Source organism: Acinetobacter sp. ANC 4178 (assembly GCF_004331175.1).
Lineage (GTDB): Bacteria > Pseudomonadota > Gammaproteobacteria > Pseudomonadales > Moraxellaceae > Acinetobacter.
The window spans coordinates 879,619-905,809 of the sequence record NZ_SJOD01000001.1; the positions used below are offsets into that span (position 1 = coordinate 879,619).

At 41.9% G+C, this 26,191-nt stretch carries 23 protein-coding genes and 1 other RNA gene; 7 read left to right on the forward strand and 17 right to left on the reverse strand.

The features are described from left to right. Window positions 1-5: 5 nt before the first annotated feature. Window positions 6-364: a transfer-messenger RNA gene (gene ssrA / locus E0H87_RS04185) on the reverse strand. Window positions 365-492: 128 nt separating this feature from the next. Here ssrA and glpK point away from each other — a divergent pair. After that, complete coding sequence (gene glpK / locus E0H87_RS04190; protein WP_131322440.1) at window positions 493-1,977, forward strand: glycerol kinase GlpK; 1,485 nt, start codon at window positions 493-495, stop codon at window positions 1,975-1,977. 46 nt (window positions 1,978-2,023) lie between these two features. Here glpK and E0H87_RS04195 read toward each other — a convergent pair whose 3' ends face one another. The 3 genes from E0H87_RS04195 to E0H87_RS04205 form a co-directional block, all read right to left on the reverse strand. Next, window positions 2,024-3,547, reverse strand: coding sequence for a DHA2 family efflux MFS transporter permease subunit (locus E0H87_RS04195; RefSeq protein ID WP_131322441.1), 1,524 nt, complete (start codon window positions 3,545-3,547; stop codon window positions 2,024-2,026). 6 nt (window positions 3,548-3,553) lie between these two features. Next, complete coding sequence (locus tag E0H87_RS04200; RefSeq protein ID WP_131322442.1) at window positions 3,554-4,687, reverse strand: HlyD family efflux transporter periplasmic adaptor subunit; 1,134 nt, start codon at window positions 4,685-4,687, stop codon at window positions 3,554-3,556. Window positions 4,688-4,959: 272 nt separating this feature from the next. Continuing rightward, entirely contained in the window at window positions 4,960-5,457 is a 498-nt protein-coding gene (locus E0H87_RS04205; RefSeq protein ID WP_131322443.1) for a thioesterase family protein, read from the reverse strand. A 108-nt stretch (window positions 5,458-5,565) separates the two neighbouring features. Here E0H87_RS04205 and hemB point away from each other — a divergent pair, with 108 nt between their 5' ends. Continuing rightward, window positions 5,566-6,579 (forward strand): porphobilinogen synthase, encoded by a 1,014-nt coding sequence (hemB, locus tag E0H87_RS04210; protein ID WP_131322444.1) that lies wholly within the window; start codon window positions 5,566-5,568, stop codon window positions 6,577-6,579. A gap of 16 nt (window positions 6,580-6,595) precedes the next feature. Beyond that, a complete protein-coding gene (locus E0H87_RS04215; protein WP_131322445.1) occupies window positions 6,596-7,714 on the forward strand; it encodes an NAD(P)/FAD-dependent oxidoreductase in 1,119 nt (372 codons plus the stop codon). Window positions 7,715-7,729: 15 nt separating this feature from the next. Here the strand turns inward: E0H87_RS04215 and E0H87_RS04220 are convergent, their stop codons facing one another. Continuing rightward, window positions 7,730-8,626 (reverse strand): TIGR01777 family oxidoreductase, encoded by an 897-nt coding sequence (locus E0H87_RS04220; RefSeq protein WP_131322446.1) that lies wholly within the window; start codon window positions 8,624-8,626, stop codon window positions 7,730-7,732. A 67-nt stretch (window positions 8,627-8,693) separates the two neighbouring features. Then, on the reverse strand, window positions 8,694-9,140 hold the full coding sequence (locus E0H87_RS04225; RefSeq protein ID WP_131322447.1) for an ABZJ_00895 family protein: 447 nt from the start codon (window positions 9,138-9,140) through the stop codon (window positions 8,694-8,696). Window positions 9,141-9,447: 307 nt separating this feature from the next. Here E0H87_RS04225 and E0H87_RS04230 point away from each other — a divergent pair, with 307 nt between their 5' ends. The 3 genes from E0H87_RS04230 to E0H87_RS04240 all read left to right on the forward strand — a co-directional run bounded on the left by E0H87_RS04230 (window position 9,448) and on the right by E0H87_RS04240 (window position 14,788). Then, a complete protein-coding gene (locus tag E0H87_RS04230) occupies window positions 9,448-9,825 on the forward strand; it encodes a VOC family protein (protein ID WP_131322448.1) in 378 nt (125 codons plus the stop codon). A gap of 106 nt (window positions 9,826-9,931) precedes the next feature. Continuing rightward, on the forward strand, window positions 9,932-11,182 hold the full coding sequence (locus E0H87_RS04235) for an exonuclease SbcCD subunit D (protein ID WP_131322449.1): 1,251 nt from the start codon (window positions 9,932-9,934) through the stop codon (window positions 11,180-11,182). A 9-nt stretch (window positions 11,183-11,191) separates the two neighbouring features. Further along, entirely contained in the window at window positions 11,192-14,788 is a 3,597-nt protein-coding gene (locus E0H87_RS04240; RefSeq protein ID WP_131322450.1) for an SbcC/MukB-like Walker B domain-containing protein, read from the forward strand. A gap of 106 nt (window positions 14,789-14,894) precedes the next feature. Here E0H87_RS04240 and fur read toward each other — a convergent pair whose 3' ends face one another. Then, entirely contained in the window at window positions 14,895-15,332 is a 438-nt protein-coding gene (fur, locus tag E0H87_RS04245; RefSeq protein ID WP_131322451.1) for a ferric iron uptake transcriptional regulator, read from the reverse strand. A 114-nt stretch (window positions 15,333-15,446) separates the two neighbouring features. Between fur and E0H87_RS04250 the strand changes: the two genes are divergently transcribed. Beyond that, the gene (locus tag E0H87_RS04250) at window positions 15,447-15,845 is read left to right on the forward strand and encodes an outer membrane protein assembly factor BamE (protein ID WP_131322452.1); all 399 of its coding nucleotides are present in this window, start codon (window positions 15,447-15,449) and stop codon (window positions 15,843-15,845) included. 45 nt (window positions 15,846-15,890) lie between these two features. On the opposite strand, the gene E0H87_RS04255 is transcribed toward E0H87_RS04250, so the two are convergent. The 10 genes from E0H87_RS04255 to E0H87_RS04300 form a co-directional block, all read right to left on the reverse strand. After that, window positions 15,891-16,214, reverse strand: coding sequence for an RnfH family protein (locus tag E0H87_RS04255; protein WP_131322453.1), 324 nt, complete (start codon window positions 16,212-16,214; stop codon window positions 15,891-15,893). Beyond that, window positions 16,214-17,296 (reverse strand): hypothetical protein, encoded by a 1,083-nt coding sequence (locus tag E0H87_RS04260; protein ID WP_131322454.1) that lies wholly within the window; start codon window positions 17,294-17,296, stop codon window positions 16,214-16,216. Before E0H87_RS04260 ends, E0H87_RS04255 begins: the two co-directional genes overlap by 1 nt. Window positions 17,297-17,470: 174 nt before the next feature. Beyond that, window positions 17,471-17,926: a bacteriohemerythrin gene (locus tag E0H87_RS04265; RefSeq protein ID WP_044738243.1), complete on the reverse strand. Its 456-nt coding sequence runs from the start codon at window positions 17,924-17,926 to the stop codon at window positions 17,471-17,473. A 262-nt stretch (window positions 17,927-18,188) separates the two neighbouring features. Beyond that, window positions 18,189-19,037, reverse strand: coding sequence for a class II glutamine amidotransferase (locus E0H87_RS04270; RefSeq protein WP_131322455.1), 849 nt, complete (start codon window positions 19,035-19,037; stop codon window positions 18,189-18,191). Window positions 19,038-19,120: 83 nt separating this feature from the next. Then, window positions 19,121-19,918: a GNAT family N-acetyltransferase gene (locus E0H87_RS04275; RefSeq protein ID WP_131322456.1), complete on the reverse strand. Its 798-nt coding sequence runs from the start codon at window positions 19,916-19,918 to the stop codon at window positions 19,121-19,123. 145 nt (window positions 19,919-20,063) lie between these two features. Next, window positions 20,064-20,963, reverse strand: a complete 900-nt coding sequence (argB, locus tag E0H87_RS04280; RefSeq protein ID WP_116762036.1) for an acetylglutamate kinase — start codon at window positions 20,961-20,963, stop codon at window positions 20,064-20,066. A gap of 12 nt (window positions 20,964-20,975) precedes the next feature. Beyond that, window positions 20,976-22,400 carry a phosphomannomutase/phosphoglucomutase gene (locus E0H87_RS04285; RefSeq protein WP_131322457.1) on the reverse strand — a complete coding sequence of 475 codons (1,425 nt, stop codon included), beginning with the start codon at window positions 22,398-22,400 and terminating at the stop codon, window positions 20,976-20,978. A 206-nt stretch (window positions 22,401-22,606) separates the two neighbouring features. Then, window positions 22,607-23,059, reverse strand: coding sequence for a dUTP diphosphatase (dut, locus tag E0H87_RS04290; RefSeq protein ID WP_116762032.1), 453 nt, complete (start codon window positions 23,057-23,059; stop codon window positions 22,607-22,609). A 34-nt stretch (window positions 23,060-23,093) separates the two neighbouring features. After that, window positions 23,094-25,133, reverse strand: a complete 2,040-nt coding sequence (locus E0H87_RS04295; RefSeq protein WP_131322458.1) for a UvrD-helicase domain-containing protein — start codon at window positions 25,131-25,133, stop codon at window positions 23,094-23,096. Window positions 25,134-25,280: 147 nt separating this feature from the next. Further along, entirely contained in the window at window positions 25,281-25,928 is a 648-nt protein-coding gene (locus E0H87_RS04300; protein WP_131322459.1) for an OmpA family protein, read from the reverse strand. Window positions 25,929-26,191: the final 263 nt, after the last annotated feature.

The following is a 26,191-nucleotide window of genomic DNA, read 5'->3' on the forward strand; positions in this document are numbered from 1 at the left end:
AATTTTGGTGGAGGTGGCGGGAGTTGAACCCGCGTCCGCCAGCACTACGCTCGAGAATACTACATGCTTAGATATCGTCTATTGTTTTAACTCTTTGTGACCCGACGAACAGGGTACAAATCGCGATCCTCTTAATTTAGTACAAAACCCCGAGGCTTGATTTTATACGGACTTGTGTGCGTGCGCTTCAGTCGGACTCTCTAACCACAAGTATTCGGAGAGGCGGACAAGCTGCCCTTAGGCAGCTAGAGCGTATGATTCGTCGTTTGCGACTAAAAAATGCAAATTTGATTTACGAGAGAAAATGCGCTCTCGACATGCATCTATGAGTTTCATCACCAGCGTCGAAGCCAGAAACACCCCCAAAGTATGTCGCAATCATAACATAAATATCGAAAATTACGAGGTAATTTCACAGTATTTACAGAAGTGACTGCGTTCTATTACATTATTGCGGTAATCTTTCATATTTCAAGAGTTAAAAATAAAAACATGAGCTATTTACTTGCACTTGATCAAGGAACAACCTCGAGTAGAGCCATTATTTTTGATGAACAAGGACAAATCTACGCCATCGCGCAACGTGAAACTCAAATTCATACTCCTCATTCTGGCTGGGTCGAACAAGATGCCCAAGAAATCTGGAGCACTCAAATTGCCGTGGTACAACAAGCCATCGCCTCTGCACATCTCTTCGCAAAAGATATTAAAGCCATTGGTGTAACCAACCAACGTGAAACAACTGTGGTTTGGGACAAACGTACTGGCATTCCACTTGCTCCAGCCATTATTTGGCAAGACCGTCGTGCAACAGAATGGTGTGATCAACTCGCCAAACGCAACTTATTAGCCACAATTCATAAAAAAACAGGCTTAAGAATCGATCCGTATTTCAGTGCAGGCAAACTGGTTTGGTTGCTTGAAAATGTTGAAGGCTTAAGAACTCTGGCAAATCAAGGACATGTTGCTTTTGGCACCATTGATAGTTGGCTGGTTTGGAATCTAACACGTGGTACAGAACATGTCATTGAAGCCAGTAATGCCTCTCGCACCATGCTCATGAATTTGGCTAGCCAGCAATGGGATGAAGAGTTATTAGAATTATTCAACATTCCTGCCTCAGTGCTCCCAACCATCATTTCGTCAGATCGTTATATTGCCAATACCGCCCCTGGTTTATTGGGAGCAGAAATTCCGATTGCAGGAATTTTAGGTGATCAACAGTCTGCATTATTTGGGCAATCTTGTTTTGAAGCAGGCACTGCAAAGAATACCTATGGTACAGGCTGCTTTATGCTGTTTAATACAGGAGACCAAATTCAATACAGTCAAAATCAACTACTCACGACGCTGGCTTGGCAATGCCACCAACAAAATACCTTTGCGCTAGAAGGCAGTGTATTTATGGCAGGCGCGATTGTGCAATGGCTCAGAGATGGATTAGGCATAATCCAGCACAGTTCCGAAGTCGAACAACTAGCGTGCCAAGTGCAAGATTCAGATGGCGTCGTACTGGTTCCTGCATTCACTGGTTTAGGTGCGCCGCATTGGGACAGTAATGCACGTGCATTGCTATGCGGTATGTCACGAGGAACCTCAAAGGCACATATCGCCCGTGCTGCATTAGAATCAATTGCCTTTCAGGTTTCTGACGTTTTGAATGCCATGCAAGCCGATATCACACAACCCTTAAAAGAGTTAAGAGTTGATGGTGGAGCCAGTCAAAATGATATGCTGATGCAGTTCCAAGCCGACATACTCAATGTACCTGTATTACGCCCAAAAATGCTGGAATCTACAGCATGGGGCGCTGCTGCAATGGCAGGATTAAAAATGGGGGTCTTTTCGAATGTTTCTGAAGTCGCGGCATCTTGGCAATTAGATCGGAGGTTTGAGCCTAAAATGTCTGAAGATCAACGTCAACAGCATCTACATCAGTGGTACACCGCTTTAAAACGCGCAAAATCTGAAATTTAGAGTAATGAGCACCGCTAATATTTGATTGCGGTGCTCAGGCGAATCCTTAATGACTTGGTCCTGTCACTTTAGTTTTCGGTTTGGGTGCAAGCCAAATCAATAAACTTGCCACAATAAACACCAAGGTTAAGATAAAGAACACATGATCGACCGACATGGTCATGGCTTCTTTGTCGACCAAGTTGGAAATCACCCCCAAAGTCGTTTCGTTACTCATGCCATTTTGCACTAACGTATTTTGGACTTCACTGGTATGCAAACTCGATACCATTTCAGTCCGCGCCACTTTGGCATGGTCATCCCAAATGGTCACAGCGATAGAAGCCCCAATGGCACCGGCCATGGTTCTTAAGAAGTTCATTAAACCTGCTGCCGAAGCCATTTCTTGCGGCAAGACGGAACCCAATGCAATATTCGACAATGGAATAAAGAAGAATGGCACAGCAAACCCTTGTAAGATCTGAGGCATTGCCAAAGTCATAAAGTCCGCATCGGTCACCCAAAAGGCACGCATCAAGGTTACAACACCCATCAGCATTAAGCCAAAACTGGCTAAAGCACGAGGATCATGTTTGTTTGCCAGTTTTGCCACAATCGGCGACATGGCGAGACTGCCAAAACCCATCGTAGCGGTGAGATAACCGGCCCATGTAGCGGTGTAGCCCAAATTCACCTGTACCCACTGTGGAATTAAGACAATACTGGCAAAAAAACCACCAAAAGCAAAAGCCAAGGACAATACTGAAACGCTAAAACCGCGATAACGGAAAATTGCAATATTCACAATCGGGTGCTGTTCGGTCAGCTCCCAGATAATAAATGCAATTAAACCAATGACTGTAATCACGGCAAGGAAGCAGATAAAGGTACTGTTAAACCAGTCATTTTCATGCCCCAAATCCAGCATGAGCTGTAAAGCCCCAATCCAGAGCACCAGCAAACCTAAACCTATCGCATCAATCGGCAAGCGGAATTTATCTGTTTCTGCAGGCTTTAATAAACGTATTGCCGCTAAGGCACAAATAATTCCCACTGGAATATTGATAAAGAAAATCCAGTGCCAAGACCAATTATCACTGATTGAACCACCTAAAATTGGACCTAAAATTGGACCAACAACCGTGGTCATAGCCCACATGCCCATTGCTTGCGATTGCTTTTCAGGGGGGAAAATACGCATGAGCAAGGTTTGACTGAGTGGCATAATTGGACCGCCAAACAAACCTTGACCAATACGGCAAAACACCAGCATTTCTAAACTGGTGGACAATCCACACAATACCGAAAAGGTGGTGAAGCCAATCAGGCTAATCACAAATAACCGAACTGTACCAAAACGCCCTGCCAACCAACCTGTTAAAGGCACACAAATCGCTTCTGCAACCGCATAAGAGGTAATAACCCAAGTACCCTGCGAGCTTGAAACTGCCAGACTACCTGTAATATGTGGCACCGAGACATTGGCAATGGTCATGTCGAGCACCACCATAAAGTTCGCCAACGCCAGTACAAAAGCAGCCAGCATTAAGCGACCGCCTTGTAAATCACCAAAAGGACGATACTGGTTCATGAGAAATTACTTCGAACGCAAATCGATTTTGGCTTCCATTGAAAGTCCAACACGTAACGGATGTTTCGCCAATTCTTGTGGATCAAGGGTAATTCGGACAGGTAAACGTTGCACTACCTTAATCCAGTTACCTGTTGCATTTTGTGCAGGAATAAGTGCAAAAGCCGCACCGGTTCCTCCCGAGAATCCCTGAACCGTACCGTGAAACTCAACAGCATCCCCATACAGGTCGGAAACCAAGCTGACTTGTTGCCCTGCACGTACTTTTTCCAACTGACTTTCTTTGAAATTGGCATCAACATAGAGTTGTGACACAGGTACTACCATCATCATCACGGTACCTGGAGCAACACGTTGACCCACTTGAATATTACGGCGTGTCACCACCCCATCAAGGGGTGCTTTAATTTGAGTACGTTCTAAATCCAGTAAAGCTTGTTTTAGTTTGGTTTCGGCAATTAAAACATCAGGTGTTGAATTTTCATTACTGTCCTGAATCAAGGCGTCATTAGCCGCCAAAGTACTTTGTGCCGCTTTTTGATTTGATTTTGCTTGTGCCAAAGATGCTTGTGAAACTGCTAAACCTGCTTGAGCATTTTCCACTGCAATTTGCGCTGTACTTAATTCTTCTTTTGAAATAGCACCTGAAGCACTGAGTTGTTGACGACGCAGTAATTCCTTTTCTGCCTTGCCTAAATCCACTTGTGCCTTTTGCACCTGTGCCTCCGCACTGTGAATACCGTCATCACTCACAAAGACTTGTGAATTCAATGCACTGCTATTGGCACGCGTTTGCTTGTATTGACGTTTGGCTTTGGTCAGTTCAGCCTGTGCTGCTGCAACCGCAATTTTAGCATCACGATCATCTATTTTAACCAGCACAGCACCCTGTTTAACGGATTGCGTATCTTTAACCAATACCTGCTGTACTTGACCATTGACCATGGACGTGATTGAAGCTGTTTCTGCACCGACATAGGCATTGTCCGTACTGACAAAATGGTTGAAAAATAAGGCCCAAATTGCATAAACCACAGCAATAATTGCCAGAATACCGCCAAAAATAGCAAAGGACTTTTTACGCTTTGCCTGCATATTCGCAGCATTTGATTGTGGTGCAGTTGTTGAAGCTTCTGTCATCGTTTCATCCTTCGGCCAGACAGACTTGGTCACCACAAAATCCACAGCTCAAGCCATTTTACTGTTTAAAACATGGCTTGAGCTGTGTGGATGAGAAAGTCATTTCTTTAATATGAATTTGGCTAGGAATTTTAAATAAAAAACTCATGATATGAGAAATTATTTTTTAGACTGGTCGGTTTATTAATTGATTCAAGCTGCCATTATCTTGGCAACTTGAAACTTATTTTGAGGGATACCTTTCAAATAAAATAATTTACTTTTCAACTACTTTAGAATGCATAAGATGCAATTGCAGTCGCAATCGCTTTATCTTCATCGTTTACCAAAGTCATACGCATAGTACAGCCTTTACGACCTAAGCGCAGCGTTTCTGCACGAGCAATAAAGAACTTGCCACGTCCCGGAGCTAAATAATCAACTCGCATATCCACTGTTGCCAGTCGCGTCACTTTCTTAATGGTATCAGGCAATTGCTCTGGTTCAGCGCGTTTATACAGCTCCCCCATGGCCACGATTCCCCCAACACTATCCAAAATCGTCGCAGCAACACCACCATGTAGAATTTGAAAAGCAACATTTCCAATCATATACGGTTGCATTTCAATATAGCCTTCAATTTGCTGATCGACCACGCGCATGGTCATGCCATTATGGGAGAAAAATGGCGAACTATTAAAGGCATGACACAATTGCTGCAAGACCACATCAATATCGACCTTTGCCCCCAAGTGGATGCCTCCCGTCCATTTCTTTTCCATATCGCTCATAAATCACCCAAATACCTTAAATTTTGAAAAAACGACCGCATTTTGCCCCTAAAGCTACTGGATGGGTCTACAATACCGCCTAGTTTAATACTGATCAGTGAGATTGTTATGACTTATACGTTCAATCGCCCAGCATTTCCTGCCACCCGTATGCGTCGTATTCGAAAAAATGACCAATTACGTGCCATGGTCAGGGAAACACAACTCACGACTGATCACTTAATTTATCCTGTATTTGTCCTCCCAGGACAAAACCAAACTCAAGACATTCCAAGCATGCCGAAGATTCAGCGCCTTTCTGCTGATCTCTTACTCAAAAAAGCGGAAACGTTATTAGAACTTGGTGTCTCTAAATTGGCACTGTTCCCTGTTACGCCACAAGAAGATAAAAGTTTAACTGCTGAAGACGCATGGCGCGACGATGGTTTAGTGCAAAATACCGTTCGCTTACTCAAAAAAGAACTGCCTGAAATGGTGCTCATTACCGATGGTGCCCTCGATCCTTATACCACCCACGGTCAAGATGGCATTATTGATGACACAGGTTATGTTCTGAATGACGAAACCGTCGAATGCCTGATTAAACAAGCTTTGAGTCATGCAGAAGCAGGTGCAGATGTCGTTGCACCGAGTGACATGATGGATGGTCGTATTGGTGCCATTCGCCATGCTTTAGAGGCCAATGGACATATCTATACCAACATTATGGCCTATTCAGCCAAATACGCATCAAGCTTTTATGGTCCATTCCGTGATGCAGTTGGATCTGCCAGCAACCTAAAAGGTGGCAATAAATACAATTACCAAATGGATGTCGGCAATCGCGCTGAAGCTTTACATGAAATTGCACTAGATATTCAAGAAGGTGCAGACATGGTGATTGTTAAACCGGGAATGCCATACTTAGACATTGTGCGTGAAGTCAAAGATACCTTTGGTGTTCCAACTTTTGTTTATCAAGTCAGTGGTGAATACGCGATGTTAGCGGGTGCGATTCAAAATGGCTGGTTATCCGATCAAGTCATTATTGAATCCTTGATGAGCTGTCGTCGTGCGGGTGCAGATGGTATTTGGACCTACTTCGCAGAAGAAGCAGCCCTTAAACTGAAAGCCATGAACTAATTGATCTCAAAACCTTATGAATATCGTCATTATTGGGGCTGGCATTAGTGGTCTATTGTCGGCTTTAGAACTGGTTGAACAAGGCTGTCAGGTCAGCATTTATAACCAAAGCTATGCAGGACAGGCCTCTTGGGCGGGTGGCGGTATTCTTTCTCCAATGTACCCTTGGCGCTATCCACGTGCTGTCAATCACTTGGCGCAACATGGTAAAGCCCTGTACCAAACTTGGAATGAAAAATTACAGCCAGTTACAGGGATTGATTTTCAGATTCATGAAACGGGTATGTTAATTTTGGATGAAGCCGATTTTGAAATTGGTTTAAATTATAAAACTCAATTCCAAGAACCCATGCAGCACTGCGAATACTTGCAGCGTGAACAATTAGATCAGGTCAATCCGCATCTTTCCGAACAATTTCAACATGCGATTTACTTTCCAGAAATCGCCAATGTCCGTAATCCTCGACTGCTACAATCCCTGCGAAATTATTTAGAACAGCATCCAAAGGTTCAATTTTTCGATCAAACACCGATTCACAAGTTTCAGATTCAGCATGACAAAGTTGAATATGTCGAAACTGAAGCTGGGCAAAAAGTCTATGCCGATCAATTTGTGCTAACAACGGGTGCTTGGTCAAGTTTATGGTCAGATCAACTAGGCTTAGAACTACCCGTTCGTCCTGTACAAGGTCAAATGGCGCTGATTAAAGCCCCTGCCCACTGGTTACCAACCATGTGTATGAATCGGGTGATGTATCTCATTCCTCGGATGGATGGTCATATTGTCTGTGGTTCCAGCATGCAAGAGTGTGGGTTTAATGCTGAAACTTCGGATCAGATTCAACAGAATATTTTAGAAGCTGCTTATGAAATGGTGCCTGAGTTAGCTCAATTCCCTGTAGTGCAAAATTGGGCTGGCTTACGTCCAAGTTCGCCCGAAGGTATTCCCTACATTGGTCAGCTACCTCATCTGCATAATGTCTGGGTCAACCTCGGGCATTTTAGAAATGGTTTATGTATGGGGCCCGCATCGGCACAACTATTGCGTCAGCTTATGCTGAAGCAACCGACATCGGTGAATGCGGCTGCTTATAGCCCTGAACACTTGCTCAAGTCTGAAATAATCACCAGTTAAAAGCATGAACTCAAATTAAAGTAGCTGTTTCAATGCTTCTTTTAACGTGGGATAAGCAAACTCAAAACCGACTTGCTGCAAAGTTTTGGGTTGTACAAATTGACCATTTAAAATCAATTGCGATTGCTCCCCCAATAAACATTTAAAAACCCAAGCGGGCATATTTAAAAAAGGATGTCGGTTTAAACTAACTGCGGCAATATTCGCAAATTGACTTTGTGTCACCTTTTCTGGCGCCACCACATTAAAAATTTTCTGTTCGGTCTCATGGGTCAGAATAAATTCTACTGCACGTAATACATCTTGAATGTGCACCCAAACTACAGGTTGCCGCCCATGCCCAATCCGTCCAACCAAATTCCATTTAATTGGAAACAACATCTGCGGCAAAATGCCACCGCCACGTCCAAACACAACCCCTAAACGCATAATCTTGGTATTTTGCTGAGGATCTGCCAGTGCTGCCCGCTCCCATTGTTGACAAAGCTGCGACATAAAAATGTCTTGAGCTTGAGATTCCTCTGTACAAACTTGCTGCCATTGCTCCAAAGGATCAATGCCGTAATAGCCCACCGCCGAACCCGACAAAATACATTTCGGAAAAATTTGCCGTTGTTGCAAATAACGATACAAGTCTTCGGTCAGTTTAACCCGACTCTGAATCAACTTCTGCTTACGCTGTGCAGTCCATCGACCTTGAGCAATACTCTCACCAGCCAAATTGATTACATAATCAATGGTTTGATGTTGCAGCTCATCAAAGTGCTGAACCCAGCTTAAATCAGGATGTGTTCGAGTTTGTGGTTTCCTTGAAATACCGATGACCTGAAAATCTCGTTCTAATAAATAGGTCACTAAATACGAACCAATAAACCCAGAAGCTCCCGTAATCAACACCACAGGCTTGTACATAAAACAATCTCTTGGTTAGATGTTTTATCTATAAATGAGAAAGACAACAAATACAAGCTTATATGCATTAACCCAACATTTTGTTCGCCATCCGTTGAGCTTGAGCGCCATAAAACCAATAGGTTAAAATATATAATGGAATGGCAATGAGTAGAAACATAATTAATACCACCGCCATAAATTGCGGTTGTTGCAAATACAGTAGTAAGTCTTGCCAAATGCTTGGATTACTACGGGAGAAGAAATAAATTCCTGCCAATAAGCCCAATAAGTTATATCCCCAAAAAATCAGGCTAAAACCCAGCGTAAACTTTTTACGTTCTGCTTGGGTTGGGGCACGCTTTTGCTGTTTCAGAAATTTCAATAATACCCAGATCATTGCCACCAAATAAGGCACTGCGGTGAGTATACCTCCCATCCCTCTTGGCATTAATGCTGCCAACACACCGCAAATACATGTGAATAGAAAGCACAGTACAAAAAACCAAATAAAATAGCGGCGCAGTGGTATCATGGATACAGCTCAACAAGGGCAAAACGCTATTATAAAAAAAAATTCAATCTTTTTTAATTTTCTTGTCAACCAATTCAAACTTGTCCACGTTATTAAGAGTACAAGGTTCGAAACCGTCAATGTGTACTGGCATCCACAATATTTTCGGCGACCTTCTACCAAAAGCAATAAGCTTGGCGTGAACGTCAAACTTTTAAAACAGCAGCTTAAAAGTTTGGTGTATCCAGCGTTTTTTGACCGACGATTTCATCATCACTCGAATCGTCGGTCTTTATTTTTCAGAACAATAAAAATAGGAACTCAGATCATGCAGCCTTTGGTCTACTTTGAAATTCAATCTTCAAACCCTGAACGTGATCTTCAATTTTACCAAGCGATCTTTGGTTGGACATTTACCAAGGTTGAGGGTCTACCCATCGAATATTATCAAATTGATACCGCGAATCTACATGGCGGTTTATTGAAGCGTCCCGTGGAAACGCCACCGACACATTGTGGTACCAATGCGTTTACATGTTCTATTCAAGTCGAAGATTTTGATGCAACGGCTGCCAAAATTTTAGCGCTGGGAGGGCAAGAAGCCATGCCCAAATTCGCTATTCCGAATAAATGCTGGCAAGGTTATTTCATCGACCCAGATCACAACACTTTTGGCGTGGTACAACTCGATCCAAACGCGGCTTAAAGAATCATGTTCTTGCGACTAAAATTGTCGCCTTAATCATCGACAGCAGATCTGGGCATGTAAAATATGCTAAGTTATACGCGGTATTTTCACGCTTTGAGATCACATGACTGTCCGCTTTTTTCATACATCTGACTGGCACTTGGGACAATTTTTTTATAACCACTCCCGTCAGTATGAACATGAACAGTTTTTAACGTGGCTGATTGATCAAATTAAATTAAAACAGCCACATGCCCTACTTATTGCAGGGGATATTTTCGATGTGATTAACCCCGCATCCAGTGCGCAAAAGCAACTTTATCAATTTTTAGCAGATGCACATGCGGTGGCTCCGCACATGCAAACCCTCATGATTGCAGGCAACCATGACTCAGGCTATCGTATTGAACAAGTGGAGCCACTGCTGTCTAAATACAATGCCAAAGCCGTTGGAGTCATTCATAAAAACACCGAAGGACAGCTCGATTTAAATCGCTTACTTATTCCTATTTATAATGAACAGCAGCACATTGTGGCTTGGTGCTTAAGCCTGCCATTTTTACGTCCTGCCGAAATTACAGGAATCAATGAACAGACCAGTGACAGTAAAGCGGCTATCGCCCATTTACACCAACAGCTCATTGCCGAAGCCAAACAACGTAAAACGGACGATCAAGCCCTGATCCTGATGTCGCATGCTCATATGCAAGGTGCGGAAACCTCCGATTCAGAACGTCCTATTATTATTGGTAATGAAGAGGCACTTTCCACGGCACTGTTTGATGAAGTCATTGATTATGTGGCATTAGGTCATTTACACAAGCCACAAAAAGTTGGACAAGACCATATTCGGTATAGCGGCTCGCCTATCCCATTATCCTTTAGCGAAGTCAATTACAAACACCAAGTGTTAGAAATTAACATCGATCCGCAACTCGCTCCCTCAGAACGCTTACAGCTTGAAATATTGCCCATTCCACGCAGTATCGCCCTACACCGTATTCGCGGCGAAATGCATGAGGTGCTGCAACAACTTAGCAATTTAGCGACAGGTGAAATTGAGAATATTGATCAACGTGAATATGTCGATATTGAATATCATAGCTTGACGCCTCCACCTCCCAATTTACGTCAACAATTTGAACAAGCGCTGCCCCAAGGTCGCTATCGTCTAGTTCGAATTTCACGCCAATATTTATCTTCAGAGCAAGATGCATCAAATGTGGCGATACAGCTTGAACCGCCAACGCCAGTACAACTGTTCCAAAATGTATGGGAAAAGCACGGCTATTCTAGCGATGATGATGTGCTAAATGACTTTATGAGTTTGGTACATGAGGCAGAAAAAGCTTTAGAAGAAGAACAAAACGGTTAAAGGGTTGCCATGAAAATTTTATCCATTCGAATTAAAAATCTGGCATCTCTCGCGGGTGAGCACGTCATTGACTTTGATGCTGAACCACTGGCCAGTGCGGGTTTAATTGCAATTGTAGGTAAAACGGGTGCGGGTAAATCGACCATTTTAGATGCGATGTGCTTAGCACTGTTCAACAAAATTCCGCGCCTCAAAGACAGTGATGGCAAATTACTCGATAGCGATGGTTCAGAATTACTGACCAATTCACCACTCACGGTTTTACGTCGGGGCACTGGTCATGGTTTTGCCGAATTATGTTTTATCGCCCAAGACCAAAAATGTTATTTGGCTCGATGGGAAGTCAAACGTGCACGTGAAAGTGCTTCGGGCAAATTACAAAATGTACAACGTTACTTAAAATGTTTAACTGACGATGTGGTGGTTGCTGATAAAAGTAAGGCCGTAGAAACCCATATTCAACAGATTACCCAACTCAGTTTTGAACAATTTACCCGCGCGGTGTTATTGGCACAGTCTGAAGTGACTGCTTTTTTAAAAGCCCGCGACAATGAACGGGGCGAATTATTGGAATATCTGACCAATTCCAGTATTTTTGGCAAAATTGGACAGTTGGCTTATGAAAAAACCAAATCGATTGCAACGCAGCGTAAAGAACTGGAAAATGTCTTAGGTCATATTGAAATTCGCTCCGAAGAAGAAATTACAGCGCTACGCAGTCAATATGAAACTGCACAACAGAATTATCAAAAACTCGAACAGGAAAAATCAAAGTATCTTCAACAACAACAATGGTTTGCACAACTGTTTAAATTGCAACAAGAGCTTGGGCTTAAACAGCAGCAATATGAAACACAACAGCAAGCACATACTGCCTTAGCGCAAGATCGCCAGCAACTGAGCCAATTAGAAACTTTTTCAGCAATACGTCCCCTTGTATTTCAACAACAGCACATTCTCAACAGCCTACAGCAGCTTGAACCACAAATTCAGCAACAACAGCATCGCTTTACGAGCTTAAGTAGCCAGTTTGAGCAAGAAAAAAATCGTTTTCAGCATGCCGAAACTGCATTACATCGGTTACAAGATTTTGAGCTACAACATCAGCAAGCATTGAGTGATGTTCGTAAATATGTGCAAGAACGCGACTATATTGCTGATGAATATAAAAAGACCAAAAGTCGCTTGCAACAACTAGATATGCAGCAGCAACCCTTACTCGAACAGCAACAACAGTTTGAACAACAACTACAACAATTGATCACTCAGCAGCAATTCTGTGCTACTCAATTACAAAATAGCGATCAATTTGCAAGTTTAGACCAAGGTTTACAGGCTCATCTTCAGCAGATCAATCAATTTATTCAGCAGTATCAGAAAGTTGAATCAAGCTTAGGAAATATCCCGCAAGCACAGCAACAACTTGATCAAGACAAAATTCTGCTACAAAAATTAATCGCAGAGTTTGGAGCAAGTGCTCAAATTGAAACCCAACGAGAACTGCAACAGAAAAATAGAGAGCAACAACTCACGCGACTCAATCAACTGGATTCAGTTCAGCAAAAACTGGAGTATTTCTTTACCTTAAGCAATGAAATCCTGAGTCTGCAAGACAAACTAAACAGCATTCAACAACAACAGCAACAACTCTTACAAAGTACTCAACAGGCAGAAGTCGAATTTCAGTCTGCAAAAGCTGAGCGAGAAAAACTACAAAGTTTCTTACAACAACAGCGCTTGTTACATACCGAAAATATTGAACATTTGCGCGCAGCATTAAAACAAGGGGAAGCCTGCCTTGTCTGTGGCAGTACCGAACACCCCTATCGTGATGATGAAAATCAGGTCTCGAAGGCATTGTATGAACTGCAACAACAGCAAGAACAACAGGCGATTCAACAAGAACAACAATGTCTGCACCTTTGGCAAACCGCTCAACAACAACTGACTCAAATTGGCACTGAGCAAGTCCAATTGCAACATTCGTTACAACAGCTCAAGCAAAAATCTGCACAACAAGAAAATGAGTTACATCAACACTTCACTCTATTCGAGCTGCCTTTAGATTTAACTCATCCTCAACAGGAAGTCTTGGTCACGCTACAAGGTTGCATTGCAGAAAGTACACAACTCAAACAGCAGACTGAACTCGATTTACAACAACTTAATCAAGCTTATAAAGAGCAATTGCAACTCACACAAGGCATTCAACACAGTACACACCAACTCGCATCAGTGCAGCAGTGGCAACAACAAATCCAACAGATTATTGATTGTTTAGCGCCACATCAACAAGCTACGTGGGTAGAACAACCGCTACTGACTGCCCAACAGACAATGCAATGTTTACAACAACGGGCACAGCAAATTGAACAACGTGATCGCTTAAATAAGCAGAAAGAACACGCTGAACAACAACTACTTATTGTTAAAGCGAATCTCAGCAGTTTGACTGTTCAACACATCGAGCTCACGCAACAACTCAAAGAAGTTGAAGCCAAAGGCAAGCACAATGCTGAAGCAGCTCAGCAACTCATTGCCAACATGACTGGCTCAACTGAGCTTAAAGCCACCGAATGGCTTCAGCAGCACGATCAACAACGTCAACAATTGCAACAACAATATCAACAGCTCAAACTCAGTTTTGAACAAGCACGTCAAAATTTTGAACAACACAAAAATGCCTTGGAACAACTGAAAGCACAGCAGCAACAACAACAACTTGCGCTGGAGCAAACTCAAACAGAAATTTCAACATGGTTAACACAGCACAGTGAATTTTCCGAACCACTCTTAAAAACACTGCTTGCAATTTCCTCCACTCAGGAACAACAACTGCGTTTATCTGTGCAACAGGCAGATCGTCAATTGAATGAAGCTGCTTATGCCTTGCAAACACTGCAAGCGCAATTACAGCAACATCAGCAACAACAACCTGAGATTCACCACGACCAATTGCTCCAGTTACTTGAGCAAAACACAGCGCAATTACAACAACTGGCGGAACACCGTGATCAACTCAAATTATCACTGGAATTACATCAGCAAAATTTAGCCAAGCAGCAGCAATTCGCAGCCCAAATCCAAGAAATTCAGCAACAAGAACATCGTTGGGCTAAAATTTCAGGTCTCATGGGCGATGCGACAGGGAAAAAGTTCCGCGACTTGGCTCAACAATATCATCTTGATATTTTAATCGAATATGCCAACCAACAATTAACACTCCTATCACAACGTTATACCTTAAAGCGCTTGGATAACTCGCTCAGCCTTGCCATTATCGACCATGATATGGATGGTGAAACCCGTTCGGTTGCTTCACTTTCAGGCGGTGAATCCTTCCTGACTGCCTTGGCTTTATCCTTGGCAATTGCCAATATGGCAGCTGGCTCGATGAAAATCGAATCGCTATTTATTGATGAAGGTTTTGGCACTTTAGATGCCTCATCTTTACATATGGTGATGAATGCATTTGACCAATTACAAAATCAAGGACGCAAAGTCGTGTTGATCTCGCATATTCAAGAAATGCATGAACGCATTCCTGTTCAAATTCAGGTACAACCCATGGGTTCGGGTTCCAGCCGTATTCAGATTGTGTCTTAAATGTCTATGAGTAACATTGAGTCAAGCTAAAATCTATTCCCGTCAAACAATAAAAAAGGCTTCATTCAGAAGCCTTTTTTTATGTTCGCCAAGTCGTTAAGTTACATTACTTTTTACGTAATGCATCCTGACATTCTTGCTCATCACAGTAGCCATACAGATTTAATGAATGACCTGTTAAGGTAAATCCATGTTTTTCTGCCACTGTATGTTGTTCATGTTCAATAACTTCGTTAGTAAATTCAACAACTTTATTACAGTTTTGGCACACAATGTGATCGTGGTGATCATCTTGCATAATTTCAAAAACAGAATGATTGTTTTCAAAATGGTGACGCTGAATAATACCAGCAGCTTCGAATTGCGTTAACACGCGGTAAACAGTTGCTAAACCGACATCTTCACCCTGTTCGAGTAAAGTCTTATAGATATCTTCCGCGCTTAAATGATGTTGCTTTGAATTTTCTAATAATTCTAATATTTTAATTCGTGGAAGTGTAACTTTAAGTCCAGCTTTGCGTAAGTCTTGGTTTGAAATAGGCATGTAAAAAGGTCTCTCTCAACAAATTTAAAGTTGGAATATGCAACAAAGTTAAGATGCAGTATGATCTATCCGTGGATCAAATGCATCAAAATTAATTTGGGATAGTGTAGCAAAATGCAAAAAATCATGTTGACGTTATTCGTCACTTCACTGCTCGCGGGCTGTTCGACCTTGGGCGTTTATAAAGTAGATATTCCTCAAGGAACACCATTAACACAAGCCCAAGCCTCAAAAATCCAAGTCGGCATGAGTTACCAACAAGTGCGTTTCTTACTCGGTAGTCCAACCATTACAGATCCATTAAATCCATTACGATGGGACTACGTCTACAATTATATCCCAGGAACTTATGCTAAAAAAGCCAAGATCCCAGCAGCGCATGGTCAGCATTTGAAAATTTACTTCGATCAAAACGGTGTTGTGAACAAAATTGAGGGTCTAGAAACGATTCCAGAATCACAACCTGGTTTACCTGGATCGAAAGAAGCGATTTTAACTGCGCCCCCACTATAGACGCTTTAAAATAAAAAGAAACCCCTCATTGAGGGGTTTTTCATATCATTTCAATTGTTTAAAGCGATTGCCTTTGGCATAGCGTCCCACAGGGTTATTGGCTGCTCGGTTACGCCGAATATCCTTTGGATTAATGGTCAGCGCCCGATAAATTTCAACCCGATCACCAACTTGTAGCAATTGTGCTGAGTCTTGTAGGCGTACACCAAAAATCCCCAACTGCAAAATTTCGGGAAGCTCAACCTGCTCTCGAATTCCACTTTGCTCAATTGCATCTAATGCGGTCATGCCCGATTGAAAAGCAACTTCCAAATGAAACTGCTGTTCGGAAGTCGCATAGGCCACCCACACTTTGGCTTGCTCAGTCATCAAATCAATTGCCCTAATACCGACACAATTGCCAGCAGAATAGACAGTGGTAATACAATACGCACCGCAATACGCCAAACATTATAAAACAGCTCGTTACTGAAATTCATGGCTTTGCGCAAATGGCTGATTTTCATGATCCAACCCACAAAAACTGCATAAATTAAGCAAATCACTAAGCCCCAAAGCACCAAGATAATATGGAACACGGATGTAATTTCTGGAATAGCCCACACAAACACGGCCGCAACGAGAATGGCCCATTGCACCGCAACCATCATCTGACGTTGTGCTAATTGCTCACGTGCAAGTTGTAGCAGTAATGCCGCTCCAGCAACAGTTGCGACCAATAGAGCAATCACAGGTAATTTTGCCGCTACAGCAAAATAGGCGAATGCCAAAACAGCAACCAATTGCGCAATCCAAATTGGCAATACGGTTTTGCTTGCTGCATCATCTTGTTTAGCTTGGACTAAGCTAGTCTGCCAATACAGTCCTAAGCCTAAACCACTCGCCACCAATGCCAATACAGTCGCACTGCCCCACTCACCAAACTCAAGTGCAGTCATTTGCCAAGCGGGTAACGCCACGCCACTCACTTGTGCAAAAATTAGCGCTGCAATAACACCCAATGCCGTAATCACAGCGAGAACTAAACACGGAGCCAATGAGAGAATTACCGCTGCGACAGCAGTACCCACAAAAATGTATTGAGGGGCAAATCCTTGAATCAACCACTGCGCACTATATTGGCTAACACTAAATAACATCGCACCCGCTAGAAATGGAATAAACACCACCGCCATCCAGCCGACCAGACGCCATCTTGGAGATGCATCCGCATCACGCGTTAAATTAGACAGTGCATTTAATGCTGTAGTTTTCGAACGCTTTGCTAAAGCAATTTCTAAATAGCAAACTGGCAAAGCCAAAACCAACATAGTGCCTAACCAAAGCAACCAGAAATCAAGTTGACGCTCTGTTTGTATTCCCACTATAGGTGCCACAGTGGCAATAATGATGAATGACAAACAAAAAGCCATCAGCGGCGATAACCATCGTGACATAGCATTGTCCTGCATGATGCATTCCTAATAAAAATCTATCGCTATTTTGCCTTTCTCATGCATGAAAATCAAAAAGAAAAGCAAACCACCGCATTCGATGGCTTGCTGCGCCAATGCTTTTATTTCTTTTTTTAGCTTTTTAATTCTTTTGCACAGCATGTCCCTGCTGAATCTTAGACCTTACTGTACTTAAGAGAAGAAACGAGCAAACCAATTCTTGCCCTTTTTCTTTTCTTTTTCTTTAATAATTCCCATCATGTTTTCTTTGACAGCACCAACATAATCAGCATCATCGTGTTGGATATGGTTAATGAGCCATTTCGCCAAGACTTCATGTAATTCTGCTTCAATCGAGTGCCCCATTTCAAAACGGTCACGGTACGACTCAATTTTTTTAATAAATAAGTCATGCACACGTTTATGCGGCACACGGTATTTATAACCCGCTTCTTCTTGTAGAGATTCTTCAAAGGTAAAATGCGACTGGGTGTAATCAATAATATTATCGAGAATCTGTTTAATGCGGTCACGGTCGGTGTGAAGAGCAATATCATTAATTTCATTAATATAATCAAGGATTCGCTTATGCTGATCATCAATCACATCGATACCAGTATTATATTCTGGAACCCATTTCATCTTGATACGCCCCCATTTTAAATTCATCATTCGTTACTTGAAAAGGATAGTAACGGTATTAAATTTAAATAAAAAACAAGTAAATCAGTCTGGATTCAAGTTTTTAGCGAAAATCTTTGACTAAGATAATGATATATATATATTAATTTGTTTATACCCGACTAAAAGAATAAGATATTTTTTAACCAAAAAGTTTATTTTTTCTTTAATTATGAAAACCTTAATTTTAACAATCAAGTAGCATCATTCTGCAACTCTCGCGCCACTCTCAATATTGATCAGCGCGAGTCATTCGTTTTAACGTTGGGTTGGCTTGCTCACGAACTAAGCGTTCGACCTGAGTCAATGCACGCTGAATGGGTTGTCCATATTGAAATAAAATCATTTCGCCTGGTTGAAATGCCTGCCAAACTTCATTCTGGGTCAACGGTTCGGTCGTGATTACGGCGACACGATCTTCAGGAGTGGTCACTTGACTAAAATCGACTTCAACATCGAGATCAATCAACTGCGCAGGCTTAAATGGATATTCACGTACCAACCAATGTAATTTGGTAATGGCGTAACTAAATAATGCCTGACCATTGGATAAGCAAAAGTTAAAAGTGCCGTGTTCTGCAATTTTTGGAGCAATTTCCAACAGCAACTCAAATACTTGGTTTAAAGATGGCTCAACATAGCCAAATTTAGCGACCAATTGATCCAATAAAAAACAAAATGCGCGTTCACTGTCCGTATTGCCAATCGGGGTAAAATGTCCAGTTAAAGGCGGATCAAAATCCAGTAAGTCACCATTATGGGCAAAAATCCACTGACGCCCCCATAACTCACGCATAAAAGGATGCGAGTTTTCTAAGTTAATTTTGCCCTGCGTCGCTTTACGAATATGTGCAATCACATTGCGTGATTTAATCGGATAGTTCCGTACCAGTTCCGCAATTGGAGATTCAACCGCAGACTGATTATCGACAAATAAACGGCAAGCTTTATCTTCAAAAAAAGCGATACCGAAGCCATCACAATGATCGGAAGTAATGCCCGCACGCTGTGAAAAACCACGGAAAGAGAAGGTAATATCCGTTGGGGTCGCACAATTCATTCCGAGCAACTGGCACATAAGCAACTATAAACACTTTAATAGACTATGGGTTTATTGTGCATGACGACAGCAAGGCTTGTAAATCTTAATCTGTGCTAGGTTCAGTAATTTTCATGCTTAACGCTGAATCTGTTTTTCATGACAAAACTCTTCGCCATTTTATTCACTTCAAGTAAAACAAAATAATCCAGACAATTAAATTCACGATCATAAAATGCTTGCTGAGATAACTTGGCATTCATTTTTAAATACACATCGAATAATTTGGGAATTTTTTCATCTTGTGCAAAACTGTATTCAGGATGTGTCGGCTCATATGCCTCTTGCGGTTGAATTGCACAAGTCTGCGTTGGACTGAGTTGTTTTAAATATTGATGCGTGTAGTAAGCACGCGCCTGATTGCCTTGTAGGCGGATACTGACACAACCAATCAAATATTTGGCCCGCATTTCCCAGAGTACTTTAGGCATTAGATTCAGCCATAAAATGGATAAGGCACGTCCAGAACGATAGCGATGATGTACACAAGTTCGCCCAATTTCTACAATATTGGATAAATGTCCCAGCTCATCAATAATTTTAAATTCGTGGGTGCTATAGCTTTGTGCTAGATCTGCCCCTTGTAAGAGTTTTAAACGTGTATAGGCAACGATTTCATTGCTGTATTTATCACGCAGTACCGCATGTTCACAGCCAAAATCATACAAGTCCTGATCGATATCTTGATCGAATGTAATTCCAAATTGTTGGGAAAATTGTGCTGCACGGAATTTCTGGACTTCATGTAATTGTTTTAAATCTTCCACCCATTCAAAGCGGTATTGATGAGTTTGTTTTGTCGCTTTTTTTTGTAATGGAAAGGTAAAGTTTTGACGATATAGATTCAACTTTTCAAACATTGTTATGCGCTCTTCTGGCTTTTTTCATACACTAGGCAATGCAGATGACAATACAATGACCAAAAAATGACGGCTGTTAAATAATTTCCACAATAAAAAACCAGCCCCCAAGGACTGGCTTTAAACTCAAGATAAACCGCATGGATTAGTGTTTGGCGCGATTGGTAATCAATGTACCCACACCATGATCGGTAAAGATTTCCAACAAGGTTGCATGTGGAACACGACCATCCACAATATGAGCACTCACCACACCGCCTTTTACAGCATCTAAGGCACATCCCACTTTTGGAATCATGCCCCCATAAATCACGCCTGTTTCAATCAGACGATCGACTTCCTGCGTGGTTAAGCCCGTAAGTAAGTTTTTATTTTCATCCAATACGCCCGTAATATTGGTGAGTAAAATCAGCTTTTCCGCACCCAGTGCTTCAGCCACTTTACCTGCTACGAGATCAGCATTGATATTGTAGGTATTACCCTGATCATCGACACCCAACGGCGCAATGACTGGAATAAAATCGCTTTGGGTAAACATTTCCAGTACATCAGTTTTCACACCAACGACTTCACCGACCAAACCTAAATCAATTTCTTTGACAGAACCATCTTCTTGGTTTTTCTGCATCAACAATTTACGTGCGCGAATTAAGTTGCCATCTTTACCTGTTAAACCAATGGCACGACCACCATGTTGGTTAATCAGGTTCACAATGGATTTATTCACACTGCCACCCAACACCATTTCTACCACTTCCATGGTTGCAGGGTCGGTCACACGCATACCATCAATACGGTCAGACTCACGACCCAATTGTTTTAGGAAAGAGTCAACTTGAGGACCACCACCATGCACCACAATCGGGTTTAAACCTACGGTTTTTAACAACACAATATCCCGTGCAAATGAGCTTTCTAGCTCTGGATCGGTCATTGCATTGCCGCCATATTTTACGACCAGCGTTTTACCTGAAAAACGTTGAATATACGGCAAAGCTTCAGTCAAAATTTGTGCTTTGTCGATGCCAGTCTGCTGGTGTGGCATTCGCCTCTCTCCTCAATGAGCATTTAAAATGTCGTGCGCGATTTTAGGATATCGATCACTTAACATGGAAACAAATGATTGCCGAATATCATTTAAACGAGCAGGATTATCGGCATCAAAACGAACAGTAAAATATTCGCCAGTATTGGATGCTCGAATAATGCCAAAACCATCTTCAAAATCAAGCCGTACACCATCAATTTTACTCAATTGAGCAGCGATGTGATGGCTCTGGACTTCAATATCGGCCAATAATGATTTAGGGTCAGCACTATATGTACTGATATAGGTATCTTCGGTACTACAACGCTCAGGGTATTTGACCAATGCTTGTGAAAGCGTGAAATCTGGATGCTGACTTAAAAATTCAAGTACGCGTAAGGCGGCATATAAGCCATCATCATAACCAAAACCACGCCCATCATTAAACACATAGTGCCCCGCATATTCCCCACCAAACACAGCTTTTCCACGCGATTGCATAAGATATGTCTTTAAAAAGCTACTGCCTGTGCGAATCATTTTGGCTTGCCCACCCAATTCACACACCGTATTGCGTACCATGGTCGAGCATTTCACATCAAATACCACTTCATGCTGAGGATGCGTAGTGAGGCACATTTCGGCAAATAAAGACAATAAACGATCTGCACTAATGATGCTGCCATGCTCATCAACCAATACCAGTCGATCACCATCCCCATCGAGCGCAATGCCAAGATCTGCATGTTGCTCTCGAACTGTTTCGGTCAAAGCAATTAAATGACTGGCTTGTGATGGATCAGGAGCATGATCAGGAAATTCTCCATTGGATTCACAACGCAGTGCGGTTACCTGACAACCTAATTTTTGTAAAACCAAAACGGCACAGCGCCCTGCCGAACCATGCAAACCATCAATCACCACATGGAAAGGACGTTTCAGTTGAATATCTTCTAAGATGGCTTGCTGATACTGCAAACAGTAGCTCACATCAAATTGATGCTGAACATGGGTTAAAGGTACTTTACGTTGAGGGGAAAACTGTAAGCTCGCGACATAACCAACTTGTTGGATCATTTCAGGACACGGCGGTTCACCTTGCATAATCCACTTGATGCCATTGTCACTTTTCGGATTATGACTTGCCGTCACCATAATGCCATTGCCTGCAAATTGGCGCGCAGAGTAATACAACATTGGGCTAGAACAACAGCCAACGTTCACTACATGAAACCCTTGTTTTTCGAATATTGTTTGTATAATTTGGGCGTAAGCAGGACTACTCAAACGAGCATCATAACCAATCACCACAGTGGTTTGCGCGGCTTGTTGATACTGGCAGGCCAGACCATAAGCGATTGCTTCAACCAGTTCGGGTGTTAATAACGTTACTTTTCCACGGATATCATAGGCGCGAAAGACCTGCCATGGAAATATAGGTTGTTGAATATTCATATATTTGTAACTTCTGAACCCAACGAATACTTTAAAAATTCGTCTTATTCATACAACGTAAATGTTTTAAAATATTTCTAGTTTATATCTGAATAGAATTGAACTGTTAATACTATTTAAGTGTTGTTGACAGCTTATAAAGTGAAATTAAATAAAATCTTTTATATTTCAGAATGAAAGAGCCCAAAGGCTCTTTCATATTAACATCAGTTTTTACCTGTATGTCCAAAGCCACCCGCACCACGCTCAGTCGCCACAAATTCGTCCACTTGTTCAAATTCTGCTTGTACTACAGGAACAAGTACATATTGTGCTAAACGTTCACCTGGTTCCAAGGTAAATGCATTTTGACCACGGTTCCATACCGATACCATAAGCTCACCTTGATAGTCTGAGTCAATCAAACCCACAAGATTACCTAAAACGATACCGTGTTTATGCCCTAAGCCTGAGCGAGGCAAAATTAAACCTGCAAAACCCGTATCTTCGATATAAATAGCTAAACCTGTTTTAACCAGTACCGTTTGACCCGGTTCAATCACAGTGGGTTCAGTCACACATGCACGCAAATCTAAACCAGCAGAACCTTGCGTTGCATAAGTTGGCATTGGCCATTCTTGTCCTAAACGTGCATCTAGAACTTTAACTTGAACCTTCATATTGTTTCCTACTGTTTCAAAATTAATATCGCAATCAACGCTTAATTAAAGCGCGTAAATTTTCGAGGTAGTGTTGAGCTTGCTGCTTGGGATCGACATTGCCCGCGAGCTTTTTCTTACGTCCTAACCACTCCAATTCATCTTGTGGCAATTCATCTAAAAAGCGGCTTGGAGTCATTTGACGCATTTGCCCACCTGCTTTACGTTGCTCTGCCAAGGTAATGGTTAAACCTTGACGTGCGCGAGTAATACCGACATACATCAAACGGCGTTCTTCTTCGACCGTTTCAGCCGCAATCGAGTTTTTATGTGGCAATAGCTCTTCTTCTAAACCAATCAAATACACGAATGGAAATTCCAAGCCTTTAGAAGCATGCAGTGTCAACAAATTGACCTTATCGGTGTCTTCTTCTTCCTGTTGCTGCTCTAGCATATCGAGCAACACCATTTTGCGAATCACACTCTCAATATTGCGCTCATCGACATCTTCTGCACGGTTAATCAAACTTTGAATACTGGTATAGAGCACTTCAATATTGTCGAGCTTGGTTTTTTCCTGTGCAGGTGTAGCAGCAGACTCTTTGATATAGTCGATATAGCCTGCTTCATGCATCATTTGGCGAATAATCGGTACAGGTTCATCATCTTCTAGCAATTCACGCGTAAAATTAGCAATGAATTCGGCAAATTCAGCCAATTGCGTGGTGGCCTTTTTCGGAATAACCATAGTCAAACGTTGGTCGCCCGCTGCCGTCAATAAAGACAAATGATTTTCTTGTGCGAATAAACCCAGCTTTTCTAAAGTAACAGGGCCAATGGCACGTTTTGGCGTATTAATAATACGTAAAAAAGCACTGTCATCTTCAGGATTAATAATCAGACGCAGATAACTCATGATGTCTTTGATTTCTGCACGGGCGAAGAAGGACTGACCACCAGATAACTTATACGGAATCTGCATTTGACGCAGTTGCGTCTCTAAAATACGTGCTTGGAAGTTACCCCGATATAAAATGGCATAATCTTTCCAATTTTTCCCATTCATCAGTTTATGCGTGATCAGGTCTTTGACCACGCGTTCTGCTTCATCATCATCATTACGGCAGGTAATCACGCGAATGACTTCACCATGGCCTTTGTCTGACCAAAGTTTTTTATCAAAAATATGTGGATTATTCCCAATCACCGTATTTGCCGCTTTTAAAATACGACTGGTCGAACGATAGTTCTGTTCCAGTTTAATCACTTTTAAATTACGAAAATCTTCATTCAGCAAAGCCATATTTTCTGGCTTCGCACCACGCCATGCATAAATCGATTGGTCATCGTCTCCTACAGCCGTAAACTGTCCCATCACACCGACCAACAGTTTTACCAAAATATATTGTGCAGTGTTGGTGTCTTGATATTCATCGACCAACAAATAGCGAATGCGATTTTGCCAACGATCACGTACTTCTTGATTTTCTTGTAATAAACGTGTTGGCATGACAATTAAATCGTCAAAATCCACGGCGTTGTAAGCACGTAAATTGCGCTCATAGAGTTGGTACAAATGCGCAAACTGAACATCTTCAGCGGTTTCACAGGTAACGTGCGCCTGTTCAGGTGGAATCAAATCATTTTTCCAGTCTGAAATCATCTTCATGGCTTTGGCAATCAGCTCTTTACTTTCAGCACCAGATAAATTGTCACGGTGCATCAAGTCCATCAAAATACGCTTACAGTCATCTGCATCTAAAATAGAAAAGTTATTTTTTAATGGCGTGTGTTTCAGCTCTAAACGTAACATGTTTAGACCGAAGGTATGAAAGGTCGAAACCGAGAGCCCTTTTGCTTCTTCACGTGACAACAACTTTGTCACACGTTCTTTCATTTCACGTGCAGCTTTGTTGGTAAAGGTCATCGCAGTAATACGATAAGCAGGAATCCCACAATGTTTCACCAAATAAGCAATTTTACGGGTAATCACCGAAGTTTTACCCGAACCAGCCCCTGCAAGTACTAACAAGGGCCCTTGAGTGTATTTCATGGCTTCAAGTTGCTTGTCGTTTAACTGACTTGCCAGCGACATAGTCTTTCCTCTTTTTAATCCGAACTAGATTATAGACATCAAACCCCCAGATGCCTAACCTAAAATGACGATTCTCTGTTCATAAAAAAAGCCACCTAAAGGTGGCTTTTCCGAAACTCAATGATTTTTAAGCAAACAAAATATTAATTATTTTGTTTCATACACAGTAATTTCTACGCGACGGTTTTGTTCACGGCCCGCAGCAGTGTCATTGCTCGCAATTGGTGAAGAAGAACCATAACCACGCGCAGTCATACGTGAGCTTGCAATCCCTTGAGAAGATAAATAGCCCATTACAGAGTTTGCACGGTTTTGCGATAATGGATTGTTAATCGCATCAGTACCTGTGTTGTCAGTGTGACCATGAATTACAAGCGCAAGTTTATTGGCTGTACCATCTTCACGTAATACACGCGCAACATCATTCAATGCTGTTTGGAAACGTGGCTGAATGGTAGATGAGTTAGTTGCAAAGGTAACACTTGGCATTACAAGATTAATCGAACCATCTTTGTTACGGTCTACATCAACGCCAGTACCCGCAAGTTCTTCACGAAGACGTTTTTCTTTTTTGTCTAATAACAGACCTGCACCACCGCCCACTACAGCACCAATAGCCGCTGCTTGACCCATTTTATCTTTGTCTGCATTTGAATATGCAAGACCTGCACCCAATAATGCACCGAGACCTGCACCGATTGCTGCTTTGTCATATTCCATTCCTGTGCCAGTAGATTGACAACCTGAAAGAACCAACGCCCCTGCTACTGCTGATGAAATTAATAGTGCACGCATGACATGCCTCCATTTGTGTGTTTTGTTTATGCTTGAAATGGTCGCCTAAAAATAGGACTTAGACCATTGATCTTTTGTAAATAATAACTTGTTTGGTTACATTTTGTAATAATTAATTCCAACTTCGAATGTGCATTCATCACATTCCCTACATGTTTAATAAATCATGAAGGATAATTTACCAAACACAACGCTTGTTTTATTTTCAGAATTTGCAACTATATTCAATAACGAGAATGGATGATTTTACTTAGGATTATTTT

What these genes read in the sequence shown, in the direction of transcription:
- E0H87_RS04255 (WP_131322453.1), bottom strand. Translation starts at nt 16,214, where the DNA reads ATGACTGAGCAAGCCAAAGTGTGGGTGGCCTATGCGACTTCCGAACAG.
- E0H87_RS04275 (WP_131322456.1), bottom strand. Translation starts at nt 19,918, where the DNA reads ATGTTTGAAAAGTTGAATCTATATCGTCAAAACTTTACCTTTCCATTA.
- E0H87_RS04250 (WP_131322452.1), top strand. Translation starts at nt 15,447, where the DNA reads ATGCAAAAAATCATGTTGACGTTATTCGTCACTTCACTGCTCGCGGGC.
- E0H87_RS04235 (WP_131322449.1), top strand. Translation starts at nt 9,932, where the DNA reads ATGACTGTCCGCTTTTTTCATACATCTGACTGGCACTTGGGACAATTT.
- E0H87_RS04195 (WP_131322441.1), bottom strand. Translation starts at nt 3,547, where the DNA reads ATGAACCAGTATCGTCCTTTTGGTGATTTACAAGGCGGTCGCTTAATG.
- hemB (WP_131322444.1), top strand. Translation starts at nt 5,566, where the DNA reads ATGACTTATACGTTCAATCGCCCAGCATTTCCTGCCACCCGTATGCGT.
- E0H87_RS04295 (WP_131322458.1), bottom strand. Translation starts at nt 25,133, where the DNA reads ATGTCGCTGGCAAGTCAGTTAAACGACAAGCAACTTGAAGCCATGAAA.
- fur (WP_131322451.1), bottom strand. Translation starts at nt 15,332, where the DNA reads ATGCCTATTTCAAACCAAGACTTACGCAAAGCTGGACTTAAAGTTACA.
- E0H87_RS04215 (WP_131322445.1), top strand. Translation starts at nt 6,596, where the DNA reads ATGAATATCGTCATTATTGGGGCTGGCATTAGTGGTCTATTGTCGGCT.
- E0H87_RS04225 (WP_131322447.1), bottom strand. Translation starts at nt 9,140, where the DNA reads ATGATACCACTGCGCCGCTATTTTATTTGGTTTTTTGTACTGTGCTTT.
- E0H87_RS04220 (WP_131322446.1), bottom strand. Translation starts at nt 8,626, where the DNA reads ATGTACAAGCCTGTGGTGTTGATTACGGGAGCTTCTGGGTTTATTGGT.
- argB (WP_116762036.1), bottom strand. Translation starts at nt 20,963, where the DNA reads ATGCCACACCAGCAGACTGGCATCGACAAAGCACAAATTTTGACTGAA.
- E0H87_RS04240 (WP_131322450.1), top strand. Translation starts at nt 11,192, where the DNA reads ATGAAAATTTTATCCATTCGAATTAAAAATCTGGCATCTCTCGCGGGT.
- E0H87_RS04260 (WP_131322454.1), bottom strand. Translation starts at nt 17,296, where the DNA reads ATGCAGGACAATGCTATGTCACGATGGTTATCGCCGCTGATGGCTTTT.
- E0H87_RS04200 (WP_131322442.1), bottom strand. Translation starts at nt 4,687, where the DNA reads ATGACAGAAGCTTCAACAACTGCACCACAATCAAATGCTGCGAATATG.
- E0H87_RS04285 (WP_131322457.1), bottom strand. Translation starts at nt 22,400, where the DNA reads ATGAATATTCAACAACCTATATTTCCATGGCAGGTCTTTCGCGCCTAT.
- glpK (WP_131322440.1), top strand. Translation starts at nt 493, where the DNA reads ATGAGCTATTTACTTGCACTTGATCAAGGAACAACCTCGAGTAGAGCC.
- dut (WP_116762032.1), bottom strand. Translation starts at nt 23,059, where the DNA reads ATGAAGGTTCAAGTTAAAGTTCTAGATGCACGTTTAGGACAAGAATGG.
- E0H87_RS04230 (WP_131322448.1), top strand. Translation starts at nt 9,448, where the DNA reads ATGCAGCCTTTGGTCTACTTTGAAATTCAATCTTCAAACCCTGAACGT.
- E0H87_RS04270 (WP_131322455.1), bottom strand. Translation starts at nt 19,037, where the DNA reads ATGTGCCAGTTGCTCGGAATGAATTGTGCGACCCCAACGGATATTACC.
- E0H87_RS04205 (WP_131322443.1), bottom strand. Translation starts at nt 5,457, where the DNA reads ATGAGCGATATGGAAAAGAAATGGACGGGAGGCATCCACTTGGGGGCA.
- E0H87_RS04300 (WP_131322459.1), bottom strand. Translation starts at nt 25,928, where the DNA reads ATGCGTGCACTATTAATTTCATCAGCAGTAGCAGGGGCGTTGGTTCTT.